Raw genomic sequence first — 16188 nt, 5'->3', positions numbered from 1 at the left:
AGGGGTGTTTTTATGTCTTCGCAGGTACAGATCGCTATTATAGGAGCAGGTGTTAGCGGGCTTGCCGCCGCCCATACTTTGCTTGATGCCGGCTACACGGTAACTCTGTTTGAAAAAGATCAGCAGGTAGGCGGCAGAGCAAACACGCGCAGCCGGGCTGGCTTCATTTATGATCCCGGCGCCCAGCATATCAAACGCGGCGACGCTAGTAGCGTGCGCCTGATCACTGAGCGCTTTCGCACGCCTGAGCTTATCGATATTAGCAAGCCGGTGTGGATTTTTAATGCCCAGGGAAAGATTGAGGAAGGTGATCCGCGCCAAAACGCTGAGCCTAAATGGTCCTACCGAAGCGGGCTACGTGCGCTCTCCCTACGCATGGCCGTGGACCTGACTATCCATCTACAGACACCTATCACGCACATAAGGCAAGGCTCAGCCGGAAACTTGAGTCTTTATACCAGCGATGGAGCACACGTTGGTGACTTTGCGCGCCTCCTGCTGGCCATACCTCCAAATGAAGCCCTCTCGCTCATGCAGCAAAGTTCATTTGCCCAAGAGATAGGCCCGGCTATCTGCTCCTACCTCACAAGAGCACGATATAATCCGCTGCTCTCTGTCATGCTGGGCTATCGTCCCAGACCTGCCCTCAGGCCATACTACGCCCTGGTCAACCCGGATAAGGGCCATCCCATCTCCTGGCTGGCCTGGGAGCATGAGAAAGCTCCCGAACGCGCGCCACAGGATTCCGGTTTGCTTATTGCGCAGATGGCTCCGCCCTACAGTACAGAACACTTGAACGCTTCGGATCAAGAGCTCCTCCACGATGTTGCGCAACGGGTTGCGACGCTCATTGACGAGCCCTTACCCGCGCCCTGTTTCACGGACATCGTACGCTGGCCGCTCGCCCTGCCCGCCGCCACAGCCGATGCACACGGCCTCAACGCTCTCACGCTTCCCTACGGGCTGGCCTTTTGCGGAGATGGCTATGTGGGAGGCCGCCTTCACCTGGCAATTGAGCATGGTATAATGGTGGCCCGGCAGCTTGCCAGTAAGTAACAACTCTGACTATAAGAAATATTCAATGAATAAACTGGAGAAATGGTACTCATGATTCCCACGCTTCCCCACGAAATTCAGGATGAGCTTGATCGGCTTGCCCAGCGCTATGATCAACCATTAGTACGCAGCATCGAACTCAACACTGCCCATCCTTTCGATCCCATCAATAAAAGCGACCGCTATGGCGAGGTTTGCATGGTGCTGCGCCGAAAGAATGGCCGTCTTTTGCTCATGAAGAAAACCTTCTATCCCGAAGGGGCCTATCGACTCCTCACTGGAGGGATTCAGCATGGCGAAGGGATTCAGCACGCCTTGCTGCGCGAAGTTCATGAGGAGACCGGGCTGAATGTCGAAATCGAAAGCTTCCTGGCAGCCCTCGATTATCGTCTGCAAAGTGATCTGTCCAGGCCAGTATTTTACAGCTTTGCCTTCTTTCTCAATGAAGTAAGCGGAGAACTTGGGGCGCTTGATGCCGATGAAAAGGTCGAGAATTTTCTCGAAATCGACGCCAGCGAGCTCCCCCTGAGAGCCGGTTACCTTGAGCAGATCGGCAGCCATTACTCTCACGAAATTGCCGGCAACTGGCACGATTGGGGAATTTTTCGCGCCGCTATTCATTACGCAGTCTGGGACGCGCTAAGAAACCAGCTTTAGAGGCTAGCCCTTAATACAAGGGCCTTTCGCCAGGTCAGCTGGGCACGCAGCCATGCTCCAAATTCGTGGTTTTACCCTGGCCTATCTATGCTATAATATGTCGTGAAATTTAAGAGAGGTAGTTGTAACCTCTGATATAAAGGACACATCTCCCATGAACAAAACATACATGAGCACCATCTTGCTCTTCCTGGTTTTTATTGGCTTCCTCTGGTGGGGCCTTTCCATGCTTTTCTCACCCCAAAAAGATGGAGAAACTGTTATTTACTCGCTGTTGATCCTGGGTTGCGCTGGCTACGCACTTGTCTCTATTTTGATGCTTCCACGCAAAAAGCAGCGCTGAAGCTGCTTTTTACATATTCGCCAGCACCGATTTGTGACATATCTCATCCTCCCTTCGTTGTAAGACATGGACCGAGAAGCCAGGGATATTCTCTATCGATCAGGAAGTTCATTTCTCGGTACTACGAAGGAGGTTAAAGCGCGCATTGCCATCATCCCTATAGCATGATGGAAGTTGTGTATTTCTCCTACCGCACAGGAGTACGCCGATCTATGCGCACAAACGTATGGCACAGCGATCTATATTCGTACAGACCCCTTTAGTAGAGCAACAGCAAACATCAATCGTATATCGGTGGCTACGCTATTTTTTTAGTGATGATGTATCGCGCAATAATCGTCAAGTTATTGCATTACAACAACGGGCCGTCTGGATTGGAATTGCCTTAATCCTACAAGCGCTTAACGAAATAGATCATGCGTGGTATTTCCCGTTCTTGATGCCTTTTGGCTCACTTATTCCCCTGGCCTTGATTGGTGGCAGCTTTATTTGTATCTGGATGGCCTTTCGACCGGCCAGAACAGAACAACGAGTGCACAACGCCTCATCCTACCCCAATCGTTGGCAACGTACCATCCTCACTCTGACGCTGCTTCTGACCATTCCAGGCGTGATCCTGTTCGGCAGAAGCGTGGTTATGAGCTTTATGGAGCCACAGTTCTCTAACGATGGCACCTCGCTTGATACTAACGCCGCAATATTACTCGTGCAGGGTCGCAACCCCTACACCGATTCAAATATTATCGATCTGGCACGTCGTTTTCCCATTCAGCCTAACTGGACAACGCCACTACGCGTAGGTCAATTCGCCGGTCGTCTTGACTATCCTACGATGACAGAGCTGCAAAGTGCGCTTGATACCTCCTTTAAAGCTGGCAGCGCACCCGAGTTCGAGGCCAAGGTCAGTTATCCAGCACTCTCTTTTTTGACGCTGGTTCCATTTGTGCTGTTGGGAAACTACAATGTTCTACCCTTCTATGTGCTGAGTTACCTGGCTCTGATCGCCCTTGCCTGGAAGATAACGCATCCCCAGCTACGACCATGGGTTCTCTTACTGGGACTTGCCAATATACCCATGTGGTCATCGGCGGTCGGGGGCAACCTCGATATCTTCTATATTCTACTTATCGTGCTCGTATGGCTGCTGCGTGATCGCCGCTGGACCTCATCGCTCTGCCTGGGTCTGGCCATAGCGAGTAAGCAGCCGGCCTGGCTTTTTGCTCCATTCTATATGATCATGGTCTGGCGCCATTATGGGCTGAAAGAAGCTATCTATCGCGCGCTGATCGCAGGCTCGCTTGGGCTGGCAATCAATCTGCCATTTATCATCTGGAACCCACAGGCCTGGCTGGCAGGTGTCCTGGCCCCTGTCGCGGACCCCATGTTCCCTATGGGCGTTGGCATCATCGGCCTGAGCATTACCCATCTGCTCCCCTATCTACCAAGCTGGCTCTACACGGCTCTGGAAGGAAGTGCTATGCTCCTGGCCCTGGCCTGGTACTGGCGGATCTGCCGCAGTTGTCCAGAAGCTGCTATGCTCCTGGCAGTCGTACCACTATTCTTTGCCTGGCGCAGTTTGCCTTCGTACTTCTACTGTGCAGCCTTCCCGCTCTTTATCCTGATGCTTGCGCGTCTCAAGCCGTCTGCGAGTAGCATGTCTACAGCTGCCAATACCGACGAGTCTCAGAGCCATACCAATATCGGCTTGCGCGCCTGGACTTAGCTCATGCTTGCCGCAGAAGAGGCCCTGGCGCATTCCTCCTACATTCAGATCGCTAACTTGCTCCTCCCACCTGACGGGGAGGAGCCTCTTTTATCCTCACCACTGTTAAAATATTGTGTTGCGTGCATATATTTAAGAATCTTCTCGACTCTTCATGTTCTTCGTGGTACAATCCACACAATGTATGTAGACGAAGCCGTTGCGAGGAGAGTAGATAGATTATGGCACGTAAAAAAGAAGCTGAAGGGCTTCTCTCACCAGAAATTACGCATCAGATACAATCCCTGCTCAAAGTGTATCATCAGATAGCTAGTAATCTGCACAATAGCACTGATCAGTCCCAGGTTGAACAAGCCCTTACAGATATTTATAAACTACCAGAACAAGCGCAGGTAGCCTTGCTCAAAGCTCTGGCTAAAGAGAACGAAGTGGACGCCGCCGATATCTTTGCGGCGCTTAATGCGCTCAGCCCGCTCAAAGAAGTGCGCAAGGAGGCTCGCCGCTCGCTTATCAGGCTTGAAGGGAGTAAGATCTATCCGGGCTGGACACCGCCGATCGCCCATGCACCGGCGATTCAGGTCAATATTGCTAATCCGCCGCGCTTCTGGAGAGGCTTTGTCACGCAGTCGCGCGAGGAAGGCGAGCTGCAGCTTATCCTCTGCTGGGAACAAGGCTACGATTATAGTGAGGTACGCACCTTCACCTTCTTGCTCGATTATTGGCAAGAAGGGGTCAAGGATACTATCGCTGATGTCAATAGTAAACGCCGAACCGAAGAACAGATCAGCAACCTGCGCCATAGATTGACCGAGACGACGTTAATAGATTGCACGCTGGCGGAAGGTAAGCGCCTGCTAGAGGATGCGCTCTCAGTCAATCGCTGGCGTAAAACCGAGCCCCACAAGGACTATCGCGCCCATCTTCCAACGATCAACTCGCTTATTTTAGAAGCCAGCGATATCGGCGAAGATCGCGGGCTCACCTTCATCAACCCCGAGTTACAGGACCAGGAAGTTGCCATCAATTTTCTAGGAGCCTGGTCAATGGGCGACTATGGTCTGACGTATGACCTGCTTAGCCACGATAACAATCTCAGCCACGAACAGCCACGTGAGGAATGGATCGAGCTCCATCGGTCCTGGGCAGACGAGGCCCACCCGGCCAATTTGCAGTTGGGCTTTGTGCGTGAGCGCGAGCGTACGCAGAGCGCACTCTGGCTTCCTACCTCTAGCGTCTCTGGCATCTCCCCGCGCAAAGAGGTTGAGATTGGCTGGTCGCTCGAACTTGCCGAGACGCCCCTCAGCGGTACCCTTCAGGAAATGCCGCTGGGCACGGCGGTGAATAAAGAAACTGGCAGACATTGGTTTTGGACCAGCTATACATTAGTACGAGAGCAAGACGTGTGGCGCATCCAGCGCATCAATGATGAAGGCGTCAATATCCAAAGCCTTCCGATTGCGGAGCTGCAGAAGCGCATTCAGGAATACAGAGAAGCTATCGACAAGCTGGTGCAACAGCGCGAGGCAAATTTGCAGACGATGATGGAAGAGCTTTCCTGGCGTATCACCCAGCTCTTACATTTCCATGATGCACTTATTGCCAAGCTGCCCCTCGACCGGCAGGTATATGAGGACGCTTATAGCAGCGCAGTTCTGGCCGGCAATCCAGAACGTACCGCATGCTACCTTGAGCGCCTGGCCCAGCGTTTCCCCGAGAATCGCGGCAATGTCCTGCGCAGACTTGGCTCAACCCTGGCTGGCCTGGCCTACAACTTCGATACACCGGAGACAAATAAACGCCAGGAACATTTGCTGAAACGGGCAGAAGAGGTCCTGCATGAGTCAATCGAGGCTCAGGATATCCCGCTTGGTCATATCCTACTTGCAGAACTCTTGATAAGTCAGAATCGCAACGATGAGGCTGAAGCCGAATTCCAGCGCGCAAAAGCCATGCAACCCACCACCGAAGACGAGGGCGCAATAGAAGCAGGACTTGGCAATGTCGCCATGCGCCGTGAACGGATGGATGAGGCTATTCAACATTACCGGCGCGTCGCCGAGCTAGATGCTGGCTATCCGGGCATCTGGTTTAACCTTGGCTTCGCTCACCGGCTCTTAGGACACTTTGAGGAGGCAGAAGCAAACTATCAACGAGCAGTTCAAGTTGAACCCAATGACATTCGCTCCTATTCCGAGCTTACTGCCATCTACATGAACCAGCAGGACAAGCAGAAGGCCCGCGCAATTATGGAGCAAGGAGTACAGGCTAACCCCAGCTCAGCCCACCTCCATGCCCTGTTAGCCTCCGTGCTCTTTGAACAAGGAGATCAGCGAGGCGCGCAACGGCAGATAGAGCGTGCTGAGTCCCTCGACCCCAACCTGGAGATCGTTCAAAGCGTTCGACAGTATATGAATGCGTCAAAAAAACGGTAATATAACGATCATCAACAAGGGAAGGACAAAACATGTCACAAGACCAACATGATGCTATCCCTGCCGGTACAGGTTTACCAGCAAACGATAGCAACGCTCTGACTACTTTCGGCCATTATCGGCAGATTGCTCAGGCTTTGCGGGATAGTGAGGAGCACGCACAAATCGAAGCAGCTATCTCCTCCATCCTCGCTATGCCCGAAATCGAGCAAATAACCTTCCTGAAAACATTGGCGAAAGAACATACAGAAGATGCCGCTGATGTCCTCCTTGCCCTCCATACCTTTGGCTCTCTTAAAGAGGTACGCAAAGAGGCTCGCCGCTCGCTTATTCGTCTTGAGGCTGCCAACATCTACCCTGTATGGGAGCCGCCTTCCTTCTCGCCGCTGGATGTGCTTTCCTTCCCTGAAATACAACAGGAGCTGGATAAGAATGCAGCTGGCCAGGCGTTATTTTCGGGAGCGCTCCCCGGCTTGGTTGGCTTGACTCCATTTGATGCCATAGTGACGTTCCTGACTAATTGGTCACAGGGCAATTACGAGGGCGCTTACGATTTGCTCGCCTCCGCCAGCCCGCTGCGTGGGGACCTCTCCAAGCGAGAATGGGCCCAGGCGCGTCGTCAGTGGAGTGCTGAGGTCCACGCAAGCAATCTCTACATTACTTTCTTACAGGAATGCTCGGATGAGTCTTCTGAGCAGCAAAAAGTTATGCGGGTGGGCTGGTCTCTTGAATTGGTCGCTACGCCGGCCAGCAATCCACCAGCAGAATTGCCACAAGCCACCATCGCTTTTCAGGGAACGGGGCGCCATTGGTTTCTGACCAGCTACACATTTATCCAGGAAGCCAATACCTGGCGCATTCAAAGTATGGCCGATGAGGGAATGCATATTATGCAGCTTTCCCAGGAAGAGCTTCAGGAACGCCTTCAGGAAACATATGAGCAGGTAGAGCAGAAAATGCGCGCTTTGGAAGAGGAGGAAGGCGAGGAACTTGAGGATGAAGATCTCCTTGAAGAGGAGGACGAGGAAAGTCTCGATGAGGATGAGGAAGACGAGGAGGACGAGGATGAGGACGATTTTCTAGAAAGCGACTTCAACGCGCTTGAGTTCTCTACCTTGATGGATGACTACCAGGAACTGATGAGCATTGCGACGTTGGGCATGCATTATTGTGATGCGCTTATCGCACATGAGCCGCTAACAGATTTCACGACTTATGATACCGCGTATCAGCAAGCTGCAGCCATACAGGATTCGGAACGCGCGGCTGCCTATAGCCAGCTTATGGTTGAGCGCTTTCCCGCTCAGCAAGGAGAGGCGCTAAGGAAACTAGCTATCGCCCTTGTGAGTATCGCCAACAAGTATGATCAAGGTGATAATGATGAACGTATTGTGGGCTTTATCGAAAAGGCCGAGGAGGCTCTACGCGCGTCAGTGGCTATCGATCATGCTCCTATGGGTAGCATCATGCTGGCCGAGACTCTTATTGCCCAGAATAAGCATTTTGATGAGGCAACTGCACTCTTACATGATGCATTGCCTTTGACCACTGATATAAATGAGCTCTCGCTGATCGAAGCCGGCCTGGCTAAAATTGCCCAACACGGGGAGAAAACAGAGCAGGCCCTCAAACACTATCAGCGTGTCGCCGAGCTAAGTCCTGACTTCCCTGGCGTCTGGTTCAACATTGCTCATTTGCAAAACAGCCTGCAGCAATATACACAGGCCCGGGAGAGCTTTCGGCGCAGCATTGAGACAGAGCCGGAATTGACAAGGGCTTACGGAGAACTTGCCGAGCTTTATGTCAATCAGGAGCATAATCTTTCCTTGGCTCAGGAAGTTCTAGAAGAGGGTCTGGAGCTAAATCCTGAAGCTGCTGATCTACTGGCCGCGCTTACTTTAATTTATCTAGAAAACAATGATTTCAACAGCGCCCGCGAATATTTGGAAGAGGCCGAAGAGCTTGATCCCGAGTTAGAGGCGGTGCAGCAAGCACGCCAGATATTTAATGAGCGTATAGCCAGGCGAAAAAAGCCTGCTAAATCCAAAACAACTCATAGAAAAAAGCGATGATACACCCAGAACGACAAGTTACTTATCATACAGTGACCCTTGGCCAGCTGACTCGCGAAGGGGATGCCCAGGCCGAGATTATCATAACCACAACAACCGGCGAACAACAGACTGTGACGTTGCGCGTGCCAGCTGGGCTACCCGGTGAGCACGTTACCATCGCAGTTGAGGAGCCACCGCAGCCACGCTCGGGACGCCGTAGCCGGCGCTGGAAGCCTCGCCCGCCTCGCGTATGGATTACTGAAATCCATACGCCCTCGCCGTTACGGACCCAGGCTCCCTGCTCTGTTTTTGGAACCTGCGGTGGTTGCCAGCTTCAGCATATGCACTATCCGGCGCAGCTGGAGTGGAAGCTGAGCGTTGTCAGGCAGCTCCTGCAGGAAGTGGGAGGCTTTAGCGATCCGCCGACGCTACCAACCGTGCCATGCGATATTCCCTGGAACTATCGCAACCATATGCGCTTCTCGGTGAACCGCAGTGGGCAAGCCGGTCTGACGGCCAGAGGCACCCATATCGTCTTGCCGCTGGCCTCCTGCCCTATTGCACACGAGCAGATCAATCGAGCTCTGAATGTGCTCAGCCAGCAGGCAAATGCGCGGCCTCAGGTGCTCATCCGCTGCAGCACTGCCAGCAATCAGATACTCATCCAGCCCCAACAAAGCCAGGAAATTACGCAGCAACTCGCCGAGGTCGGCCTGGAGCTGCATATCGAAACGATGGAGGAAGTGCTGGCTGGCGAGACATTTCGCATCCGTCCTAGCTCGTTCTTCCAGACCAATACAGCTCAGGCAGAGAAAATGGCCCGCATGGTCCTCGCTGGCCTCTTTGAGGGCAACGCTGACCAGCCCATACCGGCGAATCAGCAAACCATCGTCGATGCCTATTGTGGCGTAGGTACCTTTGCCTTGCTGCTGGCCCGGCATGTGAACAAGGTTATTGCGATCGAGGAATCGCCAAGCGCGATCAAGGATGCGCACTGGAATTTGCGCGACGTGCAAAACGTAGAGATTCTCAAGGGTAAAGTAGAAGGTCTCTTGCCCACGCTGGCCTCCCAGGTGGATGGCCTTGTGATTGACCCGCCGCGCGCAGGCTGCCAGCAAGTTGTGCTCGACACGCTAGTCGAGCATCCCGTCACCCGCATTGTCTATGTCTCGTGCGACCCGTCTACGCTGGCCCGCGATCTCAATATACTCTGCAACATCAATCAAACCTATCGCTTACGTTCAGTACAACCGCTCGATATGTTTCCCCAAACGGCCCATATCGAATGCGTAGCAGTCCTGGAGCGCGTTAACTAATGACTACTCGCCTTCCTTTGTTACTGGCCTCAGCCTCGCCGCGACGCAGACAATTGATCTCGCGGCTTGGCCTTCCTTTTAGCGTTTGTGTGGCACCAGCAGATGAAGAGCTGGTTCAAGAGCAGCATCAGGGTCCCAATGAAGAACTGGCCGTCGAGATAGCCAGGCACAAAGCCGAAATGGCCCATACATTGCCCGAAGCGACCGAGCGGCTTGTCATCACAGCCGATACCACTGTGCTGCTCGATGATGAGGTACTGGGCAAGCCTCGTGACGAGGCCCATGCGCGCGAGCTCTTACTCTCCTTGCGGGGGCGTTGGCATCGCGTGGTGACCGGAGTCACGGTAAGTTGCATGAACGATGGGAAGCTTGAGCTGCATAGCGCCAGTTGTATGACGCCTGTGCTTATGCGACCCTACAGTGAAGAGGAAATTCAGAACTATATCGCCACGGGCGATCCAATGGATAAAGCTGGAGCGTACGGCATTCAGCACCCGGACTTTCAGCCGACTGAGCGCATCAGTGGGTGCTATCTCAATGTTGTTGGTCTTCCCCTCTGCATGCTTGTCGATCTGCTAGCAAAATTCGATGTCTACCCAATGGCGGAAGGCAGCAAGACAGGCGTTTGTCCCTGGTCCGAAAGATGTCTGAAATAGTTGCCAGGGTTCAGCCAAGCCTGCGTGGGCGCTATGCGCCCAGCCCAACCGGTGATCTGCATATGGGCAACCTGCGCACGGCATTACTGGCCTGGCTCTTTGCCCGAAAAGCTGGAGGACAATTCGTTCTGCGCATTGAGGATCTTGATCGTCCACGCGTGCGTCAAGGCTCAACTGAGCATATGCTTGAAGACCTGCACTGGCTCGGGCTCGATTGGAACGAGGGGCCAGATTGCTCAGGTCCTTATGCTCCCTATACGCAGAGCGAGCGTTTGGATATTTATCAGGATTACTTGCAGCGCCTGGAGACAGCCGGCCTTATCTATCCTTGCTATTGCAGCCGGGCCGAAATTGCCCAGGCTGCCAGCGCTCCCCAACAGGGGGAAGAGGGGCCACGCTATCCCGGCACATGTCGCTATCTTACGCAAGCTCAGCGTGGCGAGCGCGAGGCCAGCGGTCGTCGTCCCTCTTTGCGCTTTCGCATTGACGACGAACACATAGTAAACTTCACTGATCTCTTAGCCGGACCAACCAGCCAGCATGTGCAGCAAGTCGTTGGCGACTTTATTGTGCGCCGCGCGGATGGCATCTTCGCCTATCAATTTGCAGTCGTGGTTGATGACGCCCTCATGCATATCAACCAGGTCGTACGCGGCATCGATCTCTTGCACTCTAGCGAACGGCAAATCCTGCTGTATGAAGCCCTGGGATTTCCCGTTCCCAGCTTTGCCCATGTTCCACTTGTGCTTGACAAACAGGGAAAACGCCTTGCCAAACGCGAACAGAGCAGTGGGCTCGCGCCTCTGCGCGCCGCCGGAACTACTCCCCAACAAGTCGTGGGACAACTTGCGGCAAGCTGCGGATTAGTACTTCCTGGAACCTCAATTAGCCCTTATGAGCTGCTAGGGCGCCTGGCGCCAGACCTATATGCTATAATGCGCACAAAGCAATAAGCTTAACTATACTATTCTAGACTAGAGGGCTGAGTACTAGCAACGTATGTCTTTTCTCGCGGTTAATAATGCATGGATGTCGGATGTAATGGTCCAGATTCTTCGTATTGCGCTTATCATCATAATCTTGCTTGCAGCACTAGGCATAGGCTTGCGCCTACGCCGTATGCTCATTGCGCGCCTCAAAAAAACTGTTCTTGATAATTGGATTATTCAAACCCTTGGCGTTATTGCCGTAATCCCCTCCATTGTTGTTGCTCTTCTCCTCACGCCTATTATCTATGATTGGGCCTTCGACTCGCTCCCCAGGTGGCTGAATGTGATCACTGGGAACCGCTTCAATCCTCAGTACGTCATACCTTTCCTGGGCAATATTCTGGAATCTTTATTGCTGATCGCCCTGGGTATCGGTATCGCCCGCACAGCCCAGAAGCTAGCCATCCATCGTCTTGGCGAGAATCGCATCGATATCAATATTCGTATGCTCATCGGGCGCATCTTCTATGTCTCCATCCTCGTATTTACCGGCTTCTGGATTCTCTCTCTCTGGCAAATCTCCATAGGCATTCCTGTCGCGGCCGTAGGATTGGTCACAGTGGCGATTACAGTCTCTATCCAGGATATTCTAAAAGACCTGGTGGCTGGCTTCTATATCCTGCTTGAGCGCCCTTTCCGGATCGGCGATCAGGTCACTATTGCCACGCACACAGGCAAGGTCGAAGATGTCCAGCTACGCGCCACCAAGCTGCACCTTATGAGCGGTGAGGAAGTTTCAATCCCCAACGCCCAGGTCTTTGGCGGCATCGTAGTCAACAACACGTTCTATCTGGAGCGGCGCGCCACTATCGCGGTAACGCTCCCTGAAGAAAATTTCGTCCCTGACGAAACTGCTAACCAGATTATCAGTGCATTTAATGACATCGATGGAGTCATGGCCGAGCCGGCCCCTACGGCGATGTTCAGTAGCTTTGCGGAGCAAAAGATCACGCTCACTGTCCGCCTGTGGATTGCTCAAGGGCAACTTTCTACACTCTCAGACGTAATGTATGCGTTACATAAACGCCTACCATTTGCTGAGTTAGCAGTGAAGGAGCCCGCAGGGAATGTCTAAATGGCAGACAAATCTCATTTATTTCTTTGAGTGGAGGATGTGTGTTGGAAAACTCTAGGACCCTGACCCCAAGGCGTGTTGGGCTGTTCGGGGGTACCTTTGATCCCATTCATCATGGCCATCTTGCGATTGCCGAAGAGGTACGCGTTAGCCTCGAACTTAACGAAATGTTCTTTATTCCTGCTGGTCACCCTCCTCATAAGCCAGGGCGCGTGATTACCCCCGTTGAGCAGCGCCTGGCCATGCTGGAGCTGGCCATAGCCACAAATCCGCACTTCTCGATCTCGCTTGTCGAAGTTGATCGTCCCGGACCCTCCTATCTTGTGGATACGTTGCATATCTTGCGTGAGCAGTGGGGAAATGAGATAGAACTTTATTTTGTTGTAGGCTGGGATAGTCTGGAGGAACTGCATACCTGGTATAATCCTCTGGGTATCCTGGCTCAATTAACCTTCCTTGTCGCCGTTGCTCGCCCTGGCTACGTGGAGGAAAATGAGTATAATAAACAATTAGAAGCACGTTTGCCCGGTATCACCCAGCGCCTGCTAGTCGTTCAGGCTCCACGCCTGGATATCTCCTCAACGGAACTGCGGCGCCGCGTTGCCAGTGGCAAACCCATTAAATACCAGGTACCAGATGCGGTTGAAAGCTACATCTTTCAGCACAATCTCTATCAGACGGGGCAATAGAAGGCAAAAGGCAAGAATTATGCAACCGATGCAATTTGAACTGGGCGATCGTTTGCGCTTACGCAAACAGCATCCCTGCGGAAATTTCGATTGGGAAGTTGTGCGGCTAGGAGCCGATATTGGCTTACGCTGCGAAAAATGTGGACGACGCGTTTTGTTACCACGTTCTGAAGTCGAACGTCGAACAAAGCAGAAGCTTCCCCGTATAGCAAAGCCTGAGGGCGATCCTTTTGCGGAGGAGTAATTTAGCAGGCATTTGTATGCTAGAAGTAAAATAAGCATTGCCAAACAGTCAATCAAGGAGATGATGCTATGGGCCAAGCCAGGCATGGAGATGGGTTCCTTACAGTCATCAAAAAGAAGGATTTTCTACACCTCTGGCTGGCTCAGCTCATCTCAATGACTGTTTTTAACGCTTCAAATTTTGCGCTGCTGATCTTAATCGAAAAGGCCACAGGCTCTACCACGCTTGTTGGTCTGGCCATAATTTGCTTTAGTTTGCCCGCAGTGATCCTGGGAGCACCGGCCGGTGTTTTCGTTGATCGCATGAACAAGCGCCGCGTGTTGTGGGGAAGCAATTGCTTGCGCGCTCTGGCCTCTCTCGTCTTTGTCATCTGCCTCTTTTTTGATCGCCATCTCCTGCTCGTACCTATCTATCTCTTAACACTACTGATCTCGGCAATCAGCCAGTTCTTTACGCCCGCCGAGGGCTCCACTATTCCTATGCTGGTCAATGAAGAGGAATTAAGCTCGGCACTGTCCCTTTTCAACATTACCTTCATGCTCTCGCAGGCGGTGGGCTACATCGTTTTGCCTTCTATCTTTTTAAATGTCGCTCCTACTTTTCAGTTTCTTGGCATCACTATCGATGCCTTTGAGCAGCTCTACATCATAATTGCTTTGCTCTATCTGGTCTGCGCTTTGCTTATTACGTTCATTCCCCAAACAAGCTTTAAGCTGCCTACGCATCAGCCTAAAACAGGCCCCGTTACTACTGAGACGCTGGGAGTAATTCGCAACGTATGGAACGAGACATACCAGGGCTGGAGCTTCGTGCGCCGCAATAAACAACTTTTTCTGGCAGTTGTGCAGCTTTCTTTTGCCGGGGTCATCATCTATGTGCTCGGCGAACTGGCAACTCCTATCGTGACCAGGCTCTTGCAGCTACCAGCGACAGCAATGGCCTTTGTCTTTGCGCCTGCCGGAATCGGCCTGGTGGCCGGCTCGGTAATTATGCCACGCATCATTGGCTATCTGGGAGGCGCACGCGCAGTTATCATAGGCACGGCGATTCTCTGCTTTTCGACGCTGTTCCTGCCGTTGGCCACGGTTATCACCCGCGCGCTAGATCCTCACGGCTGGAATACTAATCCCTGGCTACTTATCTCGGTGGCGCTGCTTATGCTGATTGCTGGCTCAGCGCTTGATTTCATCAATATTCCGGCGCAGACCTCTATTCAAGAGCTGACGCCAGACTGGATCAAAGGACGTGTTCTTGCCCTACAGCTTATGCTCTATAATACCTGCTCTATCCCGGTTATCCTTTTCATGGGCGGTACTGCCGATACCTTTGGCGTGGATAACGTTCTCTATCTGATGTCAGCCTGTGAGCTCGCCTTCGGGGGATGGTGCCTCTATTATGCTCGCAAACATCGGACTCCTGCAGATAATGAGAACGAAGACGTGAAGAATTCACCGGAGACGGATAAAATAAGCCAAAAACCCTCATAATCACATTGACTGTTACTCTATACTACGGTTACAATACAGGATGAAAATGAACAAGCGACATTGAGAGTATTTATATGGCATCTGATACAAGATTGATGGAACAAATCGCACCTTATCAACCCTGGCTGATCTTAGCAGCGGTCTTTGTGCTGTTTGTCATGTTGCGTGTGACGCGCAAAGCTTTGCGTCAGCGTGTTGACGAGATTGGTTATCACTTGCTAGGCGAAAAAGGCTTACGAATCTGGTTCTGGCTTAATGCGCCTGGCGTGATCCTGCACGAGCTCAGCCACGCGTTTATAGTCCTTTTATTCAGTCCCTTTGGTTTTCGTATAACCAGCATCACCCTCTTCCGTATCAGACCAGTACTCCAGGGTCCCAATGGCCGCGTCATGCGCAGCGGAGGACGCCAATCGCTACAGCTTGGCGAGGTGCAATATGTGCGACCCCAGGGCCGTGTGATGAGCTATATCGGTGACGGAATCAGTGGAATCGCGCCTCTGTTTGGCGGCACTGTAGCGTTCATACTGCTTTACTGGGTGGCAACCGGCTATAATCTATGGGATATTCCCATAGACGCGCAGCAACATCTGCAACTTCTGCGCCCTGGCTGGCCCTGGTGGACACTGGTCTTCGCCCCCTACTTGATCCTGACCGTCACCTCTGAGCTCTGGCCCAGCCGTCAGGATTGGTACGGTGCGCGTTGGTTTGTAAGCGTTCTCATTGTGCTGATCTTCGCGCTAGGCATCCTATTATGGTATCTCAAGTACGGTACACAGATGCTCAATCTCGGTACGCTCATTGCTTCGCACGTTAACTTTGCGCTACTTGTACTGATTGCCCTTGATGTGGTATTCCTACTTATAGCCGAAATCCTTGTCCGTGCGCTGCGGAGATGATATGACCCAACCACTTTTGATCCTTATTACCGGGCTGCCAGCGAGTGGTAAAACTACGCTGGCAAAGCATATTGCCGCTGAGTTCCATTTTCCGCTTATTACTAAGGATGGTATTAAAGAATTACTCTTCGATCAGCTCGGCTGGAAGGATCGCGCCTGGTCACGCCAGCTCAGTTCAGTCACGTATGCCCTGCTCTTCCACTTCATTGAGTTACAGCTTAGCGCCGGTCAGCCGGTCATCGCGGAAAGCAACTTTGCCAGAACCGATGAATTCCTGGCCTTAAAAAGGCGTTACGCCTTCGAGATCTTCCAGATCAAATGTTTCGCCGATGGCTTAACGCTCTTTCAGCGCTTTAAGGAGCGGGCAGAGGCCGGTATTCGTCATCCGGGGCATGTGGACCAACAAACATACGAGGAACTCAAGCCACTTTTGTTGCGTGGCAAGGATGAACCGCTGAACATCGGCGGCACTTACTACGAAATCGATACTACCGATTTCCTGGCAATTGACTATAAGAAGCTCTTTGCGGCGATACGTGCTACCTCTTATTTCACCATCCCCGGCACCTGA

At 52.4% G+C, this 16188-nt stretch carries 15 protein-coding genes; all 15 read left to right on the top strand.

Annotation, left to right across the window (positions count from 1 at the left end; all coding sequences use genetic code 11):
* The first annotated feature begins 12 nt into the window (after positions 1 to 12).
* The 15 genes from EPA93_RS40195 (at position 13) to EPA93_RS40125 (ending at position 16188) form a co-directional block, all read left to right on the top strand.
* A complete protein-coding gene (locus tag EPA93_RS40195) occupies positions 13 to 1056 on the top strand; it encodes an NAD(P)/FAD-dependent oxidoreductase (RefSeq protein ID WP_129892928.1) in 1044 nt (347 codons plus the stop codon).
* Positions 1057 to 1098: 42 nt separating this feature from the next.
* Entirely contained in the window at positions 1099 to 1713 is a 615-nt protein-coding gene (locus EPA93_RS40190) for an NUDIX hydrolase (protein ID WP_129892927.1), read from the top strand.
* Positions 1714 to 1867: 154 nt separating this feature from the next.
* Entirely contained in the window at positions 1868 to 2056 is a 189-nt protein-coding gene (locus EPA93_RS40185; protein WP_129892926.1) for a hypothetical protein, read from the top strand.
* 226 nt (positions 2057 to 2282) lie between these two features.
* Entirely contained in the window at positions 2283 to 3779 is a 1497-nt protein-coding gene (locus tag EPA93_RS40180) for a glycosyltransferase 87 family protein (protein WP_129892925.1), read from the top strand.
* Between the two features lie 221 nt (positions 3780 to 4000).
* Positions 4001 to 6211: a tetratricopeptide repeat protein gene (locus tag EPA93_RS40175; protein WP_129892924.1), complete on the top strand. Its 2211-nt coding sequence runs from the start codon at positions 4001 to 4003 to the stop codon at positions 6209 to 6211.
* Positions 6212 to 6243: 32 nt separating this feature from the next.
* Positions 6244 to 8283: a tetratricopeptide repeat protein gene (locus EPA93_RS40170; RefSeq protein ID WP_129892923.1), complete on the top strand. Its 2040-nt coding sequence runs from the start codon at positions 6244 to 6246 to the stop codon at positions 8281 to 8283.
* Positions 8280 to 9581: a class I SAM-dependent RNA methyltransferase gene (locus tag EPA93_RS40165; protein WP_129892922.1), complete on the top strand. Its 1302-nt coding sequence runs from the start codon at positions 8280 to 8282 to the stop codon at positions 9579 to 9581. The genes EPA93_RS40170 and EPA93_RS40165 overlap by 4 nt, the downstream gene beginning before the upstream one ends.
* The gene (locus EPA93_RS40160; protein WP_129892921.1) at positions 9581 to 10237 is read left to right on the top strand and encodes a Maf family protein; all 657 of its coding nucleotides are present in this window, start codon (positions 9581 to 9583) and stop codon (positions 10235 to 10237) included. Before EPA93_RS40165 ends, EPA93_RS40160 begins: the two co-directional genes overlap by 1 nt.
* Positions 10225 to 11190 carry a tRNA glutamyl-Q(34) synthetase GluQRS gene (gene gluQRS, locus EPA93_RS40155; protein ID WP_129892920.1) on the top strand — a complete coding sequence of 322 codons (966 nt, stop codon included), beginning with the start codon at positions 10225 to 10227 and terminating at the stop codon, positions 11188 to 11190. Before EPA93_RS40160 ends, gluQRS begins: the two co-directional genes overlap by 13 nt.
* Positions 11191 to 11278: 88 nt before the next feature.
* A complete protein-coding gene (locus EPA93_RS40150; protein WP_165423717.1) occupies positions 11279 to 12301 on the top strand; it encodes a mechanosensitive ion channel family protein in 1023 nt (340 codons plus the stop codon).
* 44 nt (positions 12302 to 12345) lie between these two features.
* A complete protein-coding gene (gene nadD, locus EPA93_RS40145; protein WP_207229330.1) occupies positions 12346 to 12990 on the top strand; it encodes a nicotinate-nucleotide adenylyltransferase in 645 nt (214 codons plus the stop codon).
* Between the two features lie 19 nt (positions 12991 to 13009).
* Positions 13010 to 13234 carry a DUF951 domain-containing protein gene (locus tag EPA93_RS40140; RefSeq protein WP_129892918.1) on the top strand — a complete coding sequence of 75 codons (225 nt, stop codon included), beginning with the start codon at positions 13010 to 13012 and terminating at the stop codon, positions 13232 to 13234.
* Positions 13235 to 13302: 68 nt separating this feature from the next.
* Positions 13303 to 14721 carry an MFS transporter gene (locus EPA93_RS40135; protein ID WP_129892917.1) on the top strand — a complete coding sequence of 473 codons (1419 nt, stop codon included), beginning with the start codon at positions 13303 to 13305 and terminating at the stop codon, positions 14719 to 14721.
* Between the two features lie 74 nt (positions 14722 to 14795).
* Positions 14796 to 15617 (top strand): LTA synthase family protein, encoded by an 822-nt coding sequence (locus tag EPA93_RS40130; protein ID WP_129892916.1) that lies wholly within the window; start codon positions 14796 to 14798, stop codon positions 15615 to 15617.
* Between the two features lies 1 nt (position 15618).
* Positions 15619 to 16188 (top strand): P-loop nucleotide/nucleoside kinase family protein, encoded by a 570-nt coding sequence (locus EPA93_RS40125; protein ID WP_129892915.1) that lies wholly within the window; start codon positions 15619 to 15621, stop codon positions 16186 to 16188.

It is taken from the genome of Ktedonosporobacter rubrisoli (assembly GCF_004208415.1).
Classification (GTDB): domain Bacteria; phylum Chloroflexota; class Ktedonobacteria; order Ktedonobacterales; family Ktedonobacteraceae; genus Ktedonosporobacter; species Ktedonosporobacter rubrisoli.
The sequence above is the reverse complement of the archived record's forward strand: the minus strand, read 5'-3'. Positions and strand labels throughout refer to the sequence as shown.

Coding starts and splice junctions, on each gene's coding strand:
- EPA93_RS40190 (WP_129892927.1), top strand. CDS start 1,099: ATGGTACTCATGATTCCCACGCTTCCCCACGAAATTCAGGATGAGCTT.
- EPA93_RS40170 (WP_129892923.1), top strand. CDS start 6,244: ATGTCACAAGACCAACATGATGCTATCCCTGCCGGTACAGGTTTACCA.
- EPA93_RS40135 (WP_129892917.1), top strand. CDS start 13,303: ATGGGCCAAGCCAGGCATGGAGATGGGTTCCTTACAGTCATCAAAAAG.
- EPA93_RS40195 (WP_129892928.1), top strand. CDS start 13: ATGTCTTCGCAGGTACAGATCGCTATTATAGGAGCAGGTGTTAGCGGG.
- EPA93_RS40140 (WP_129892918.1), top strand. CDS start 13,010: ATGCAACCGATGCAATTTGAACTGGGCGATCGTTTGCGCTTACGCAAA.
- EPA93_RS40165 (WP_129892922.1), top strand. CDS start 8,280: ATGATACACCCAGAACGACAAGTTACTTATCATACAGTGACCCTTGGC.
- EPA93_RS40150 (WP_165423717.1), top strand. CDS start 11,279: ATGGTCCAGATTCTTCGTATTGCGCTTATCATCATAATCTTGCTTGCA.
- EPA93_RS40185 (WP_129892926.1), top strand. CDS start 1,868: ATGAACAAAACATACATGAGCACCATCTTGCTCTTCCTGGTTTTTATT.
- EPA93_RS40180 (WP_129892925.1), top strand. CDS start 2,283: ATGGCACAGCGATCTATATTCGTACAGACCCCTTTAGTAGAGCAACAG.
- EPA93_RS40160 (WP_129892921.1), top strand. CDS start 9,581: ATGACTACTCGCCTTCCTTTGTTACTGGCCTCAGCCTCGCCGCGACGC.
- gluQRS (WP_129892920.1), top strand. CDS start 10,225: ATGTCTGAAATAGTTGCCAGGGTTCAGCCAAGCCTGCGTGGGCGCTAT.
- EPA93_RS40130 (WP_129892916.1), top strand. CDS start 14,796: ATGGCATCTGATACAAGATTGATGGAACAAATCGCACCTTATCAACCC.
- EPA93_RS40175 (WP_129892924.1), top strand. CDS start 4,001: ATGGCACGTAAAAAAGAAGCTGAAGGGCTTCTCTCACCAGAAATTACG.
- EPA93_RS40125 (WP_129892915.1), top strand. CDS start 15,619: ATGACCCAACCACTTTTGATCCTTATTACCGGGCTGCCAGCGAGTGGT.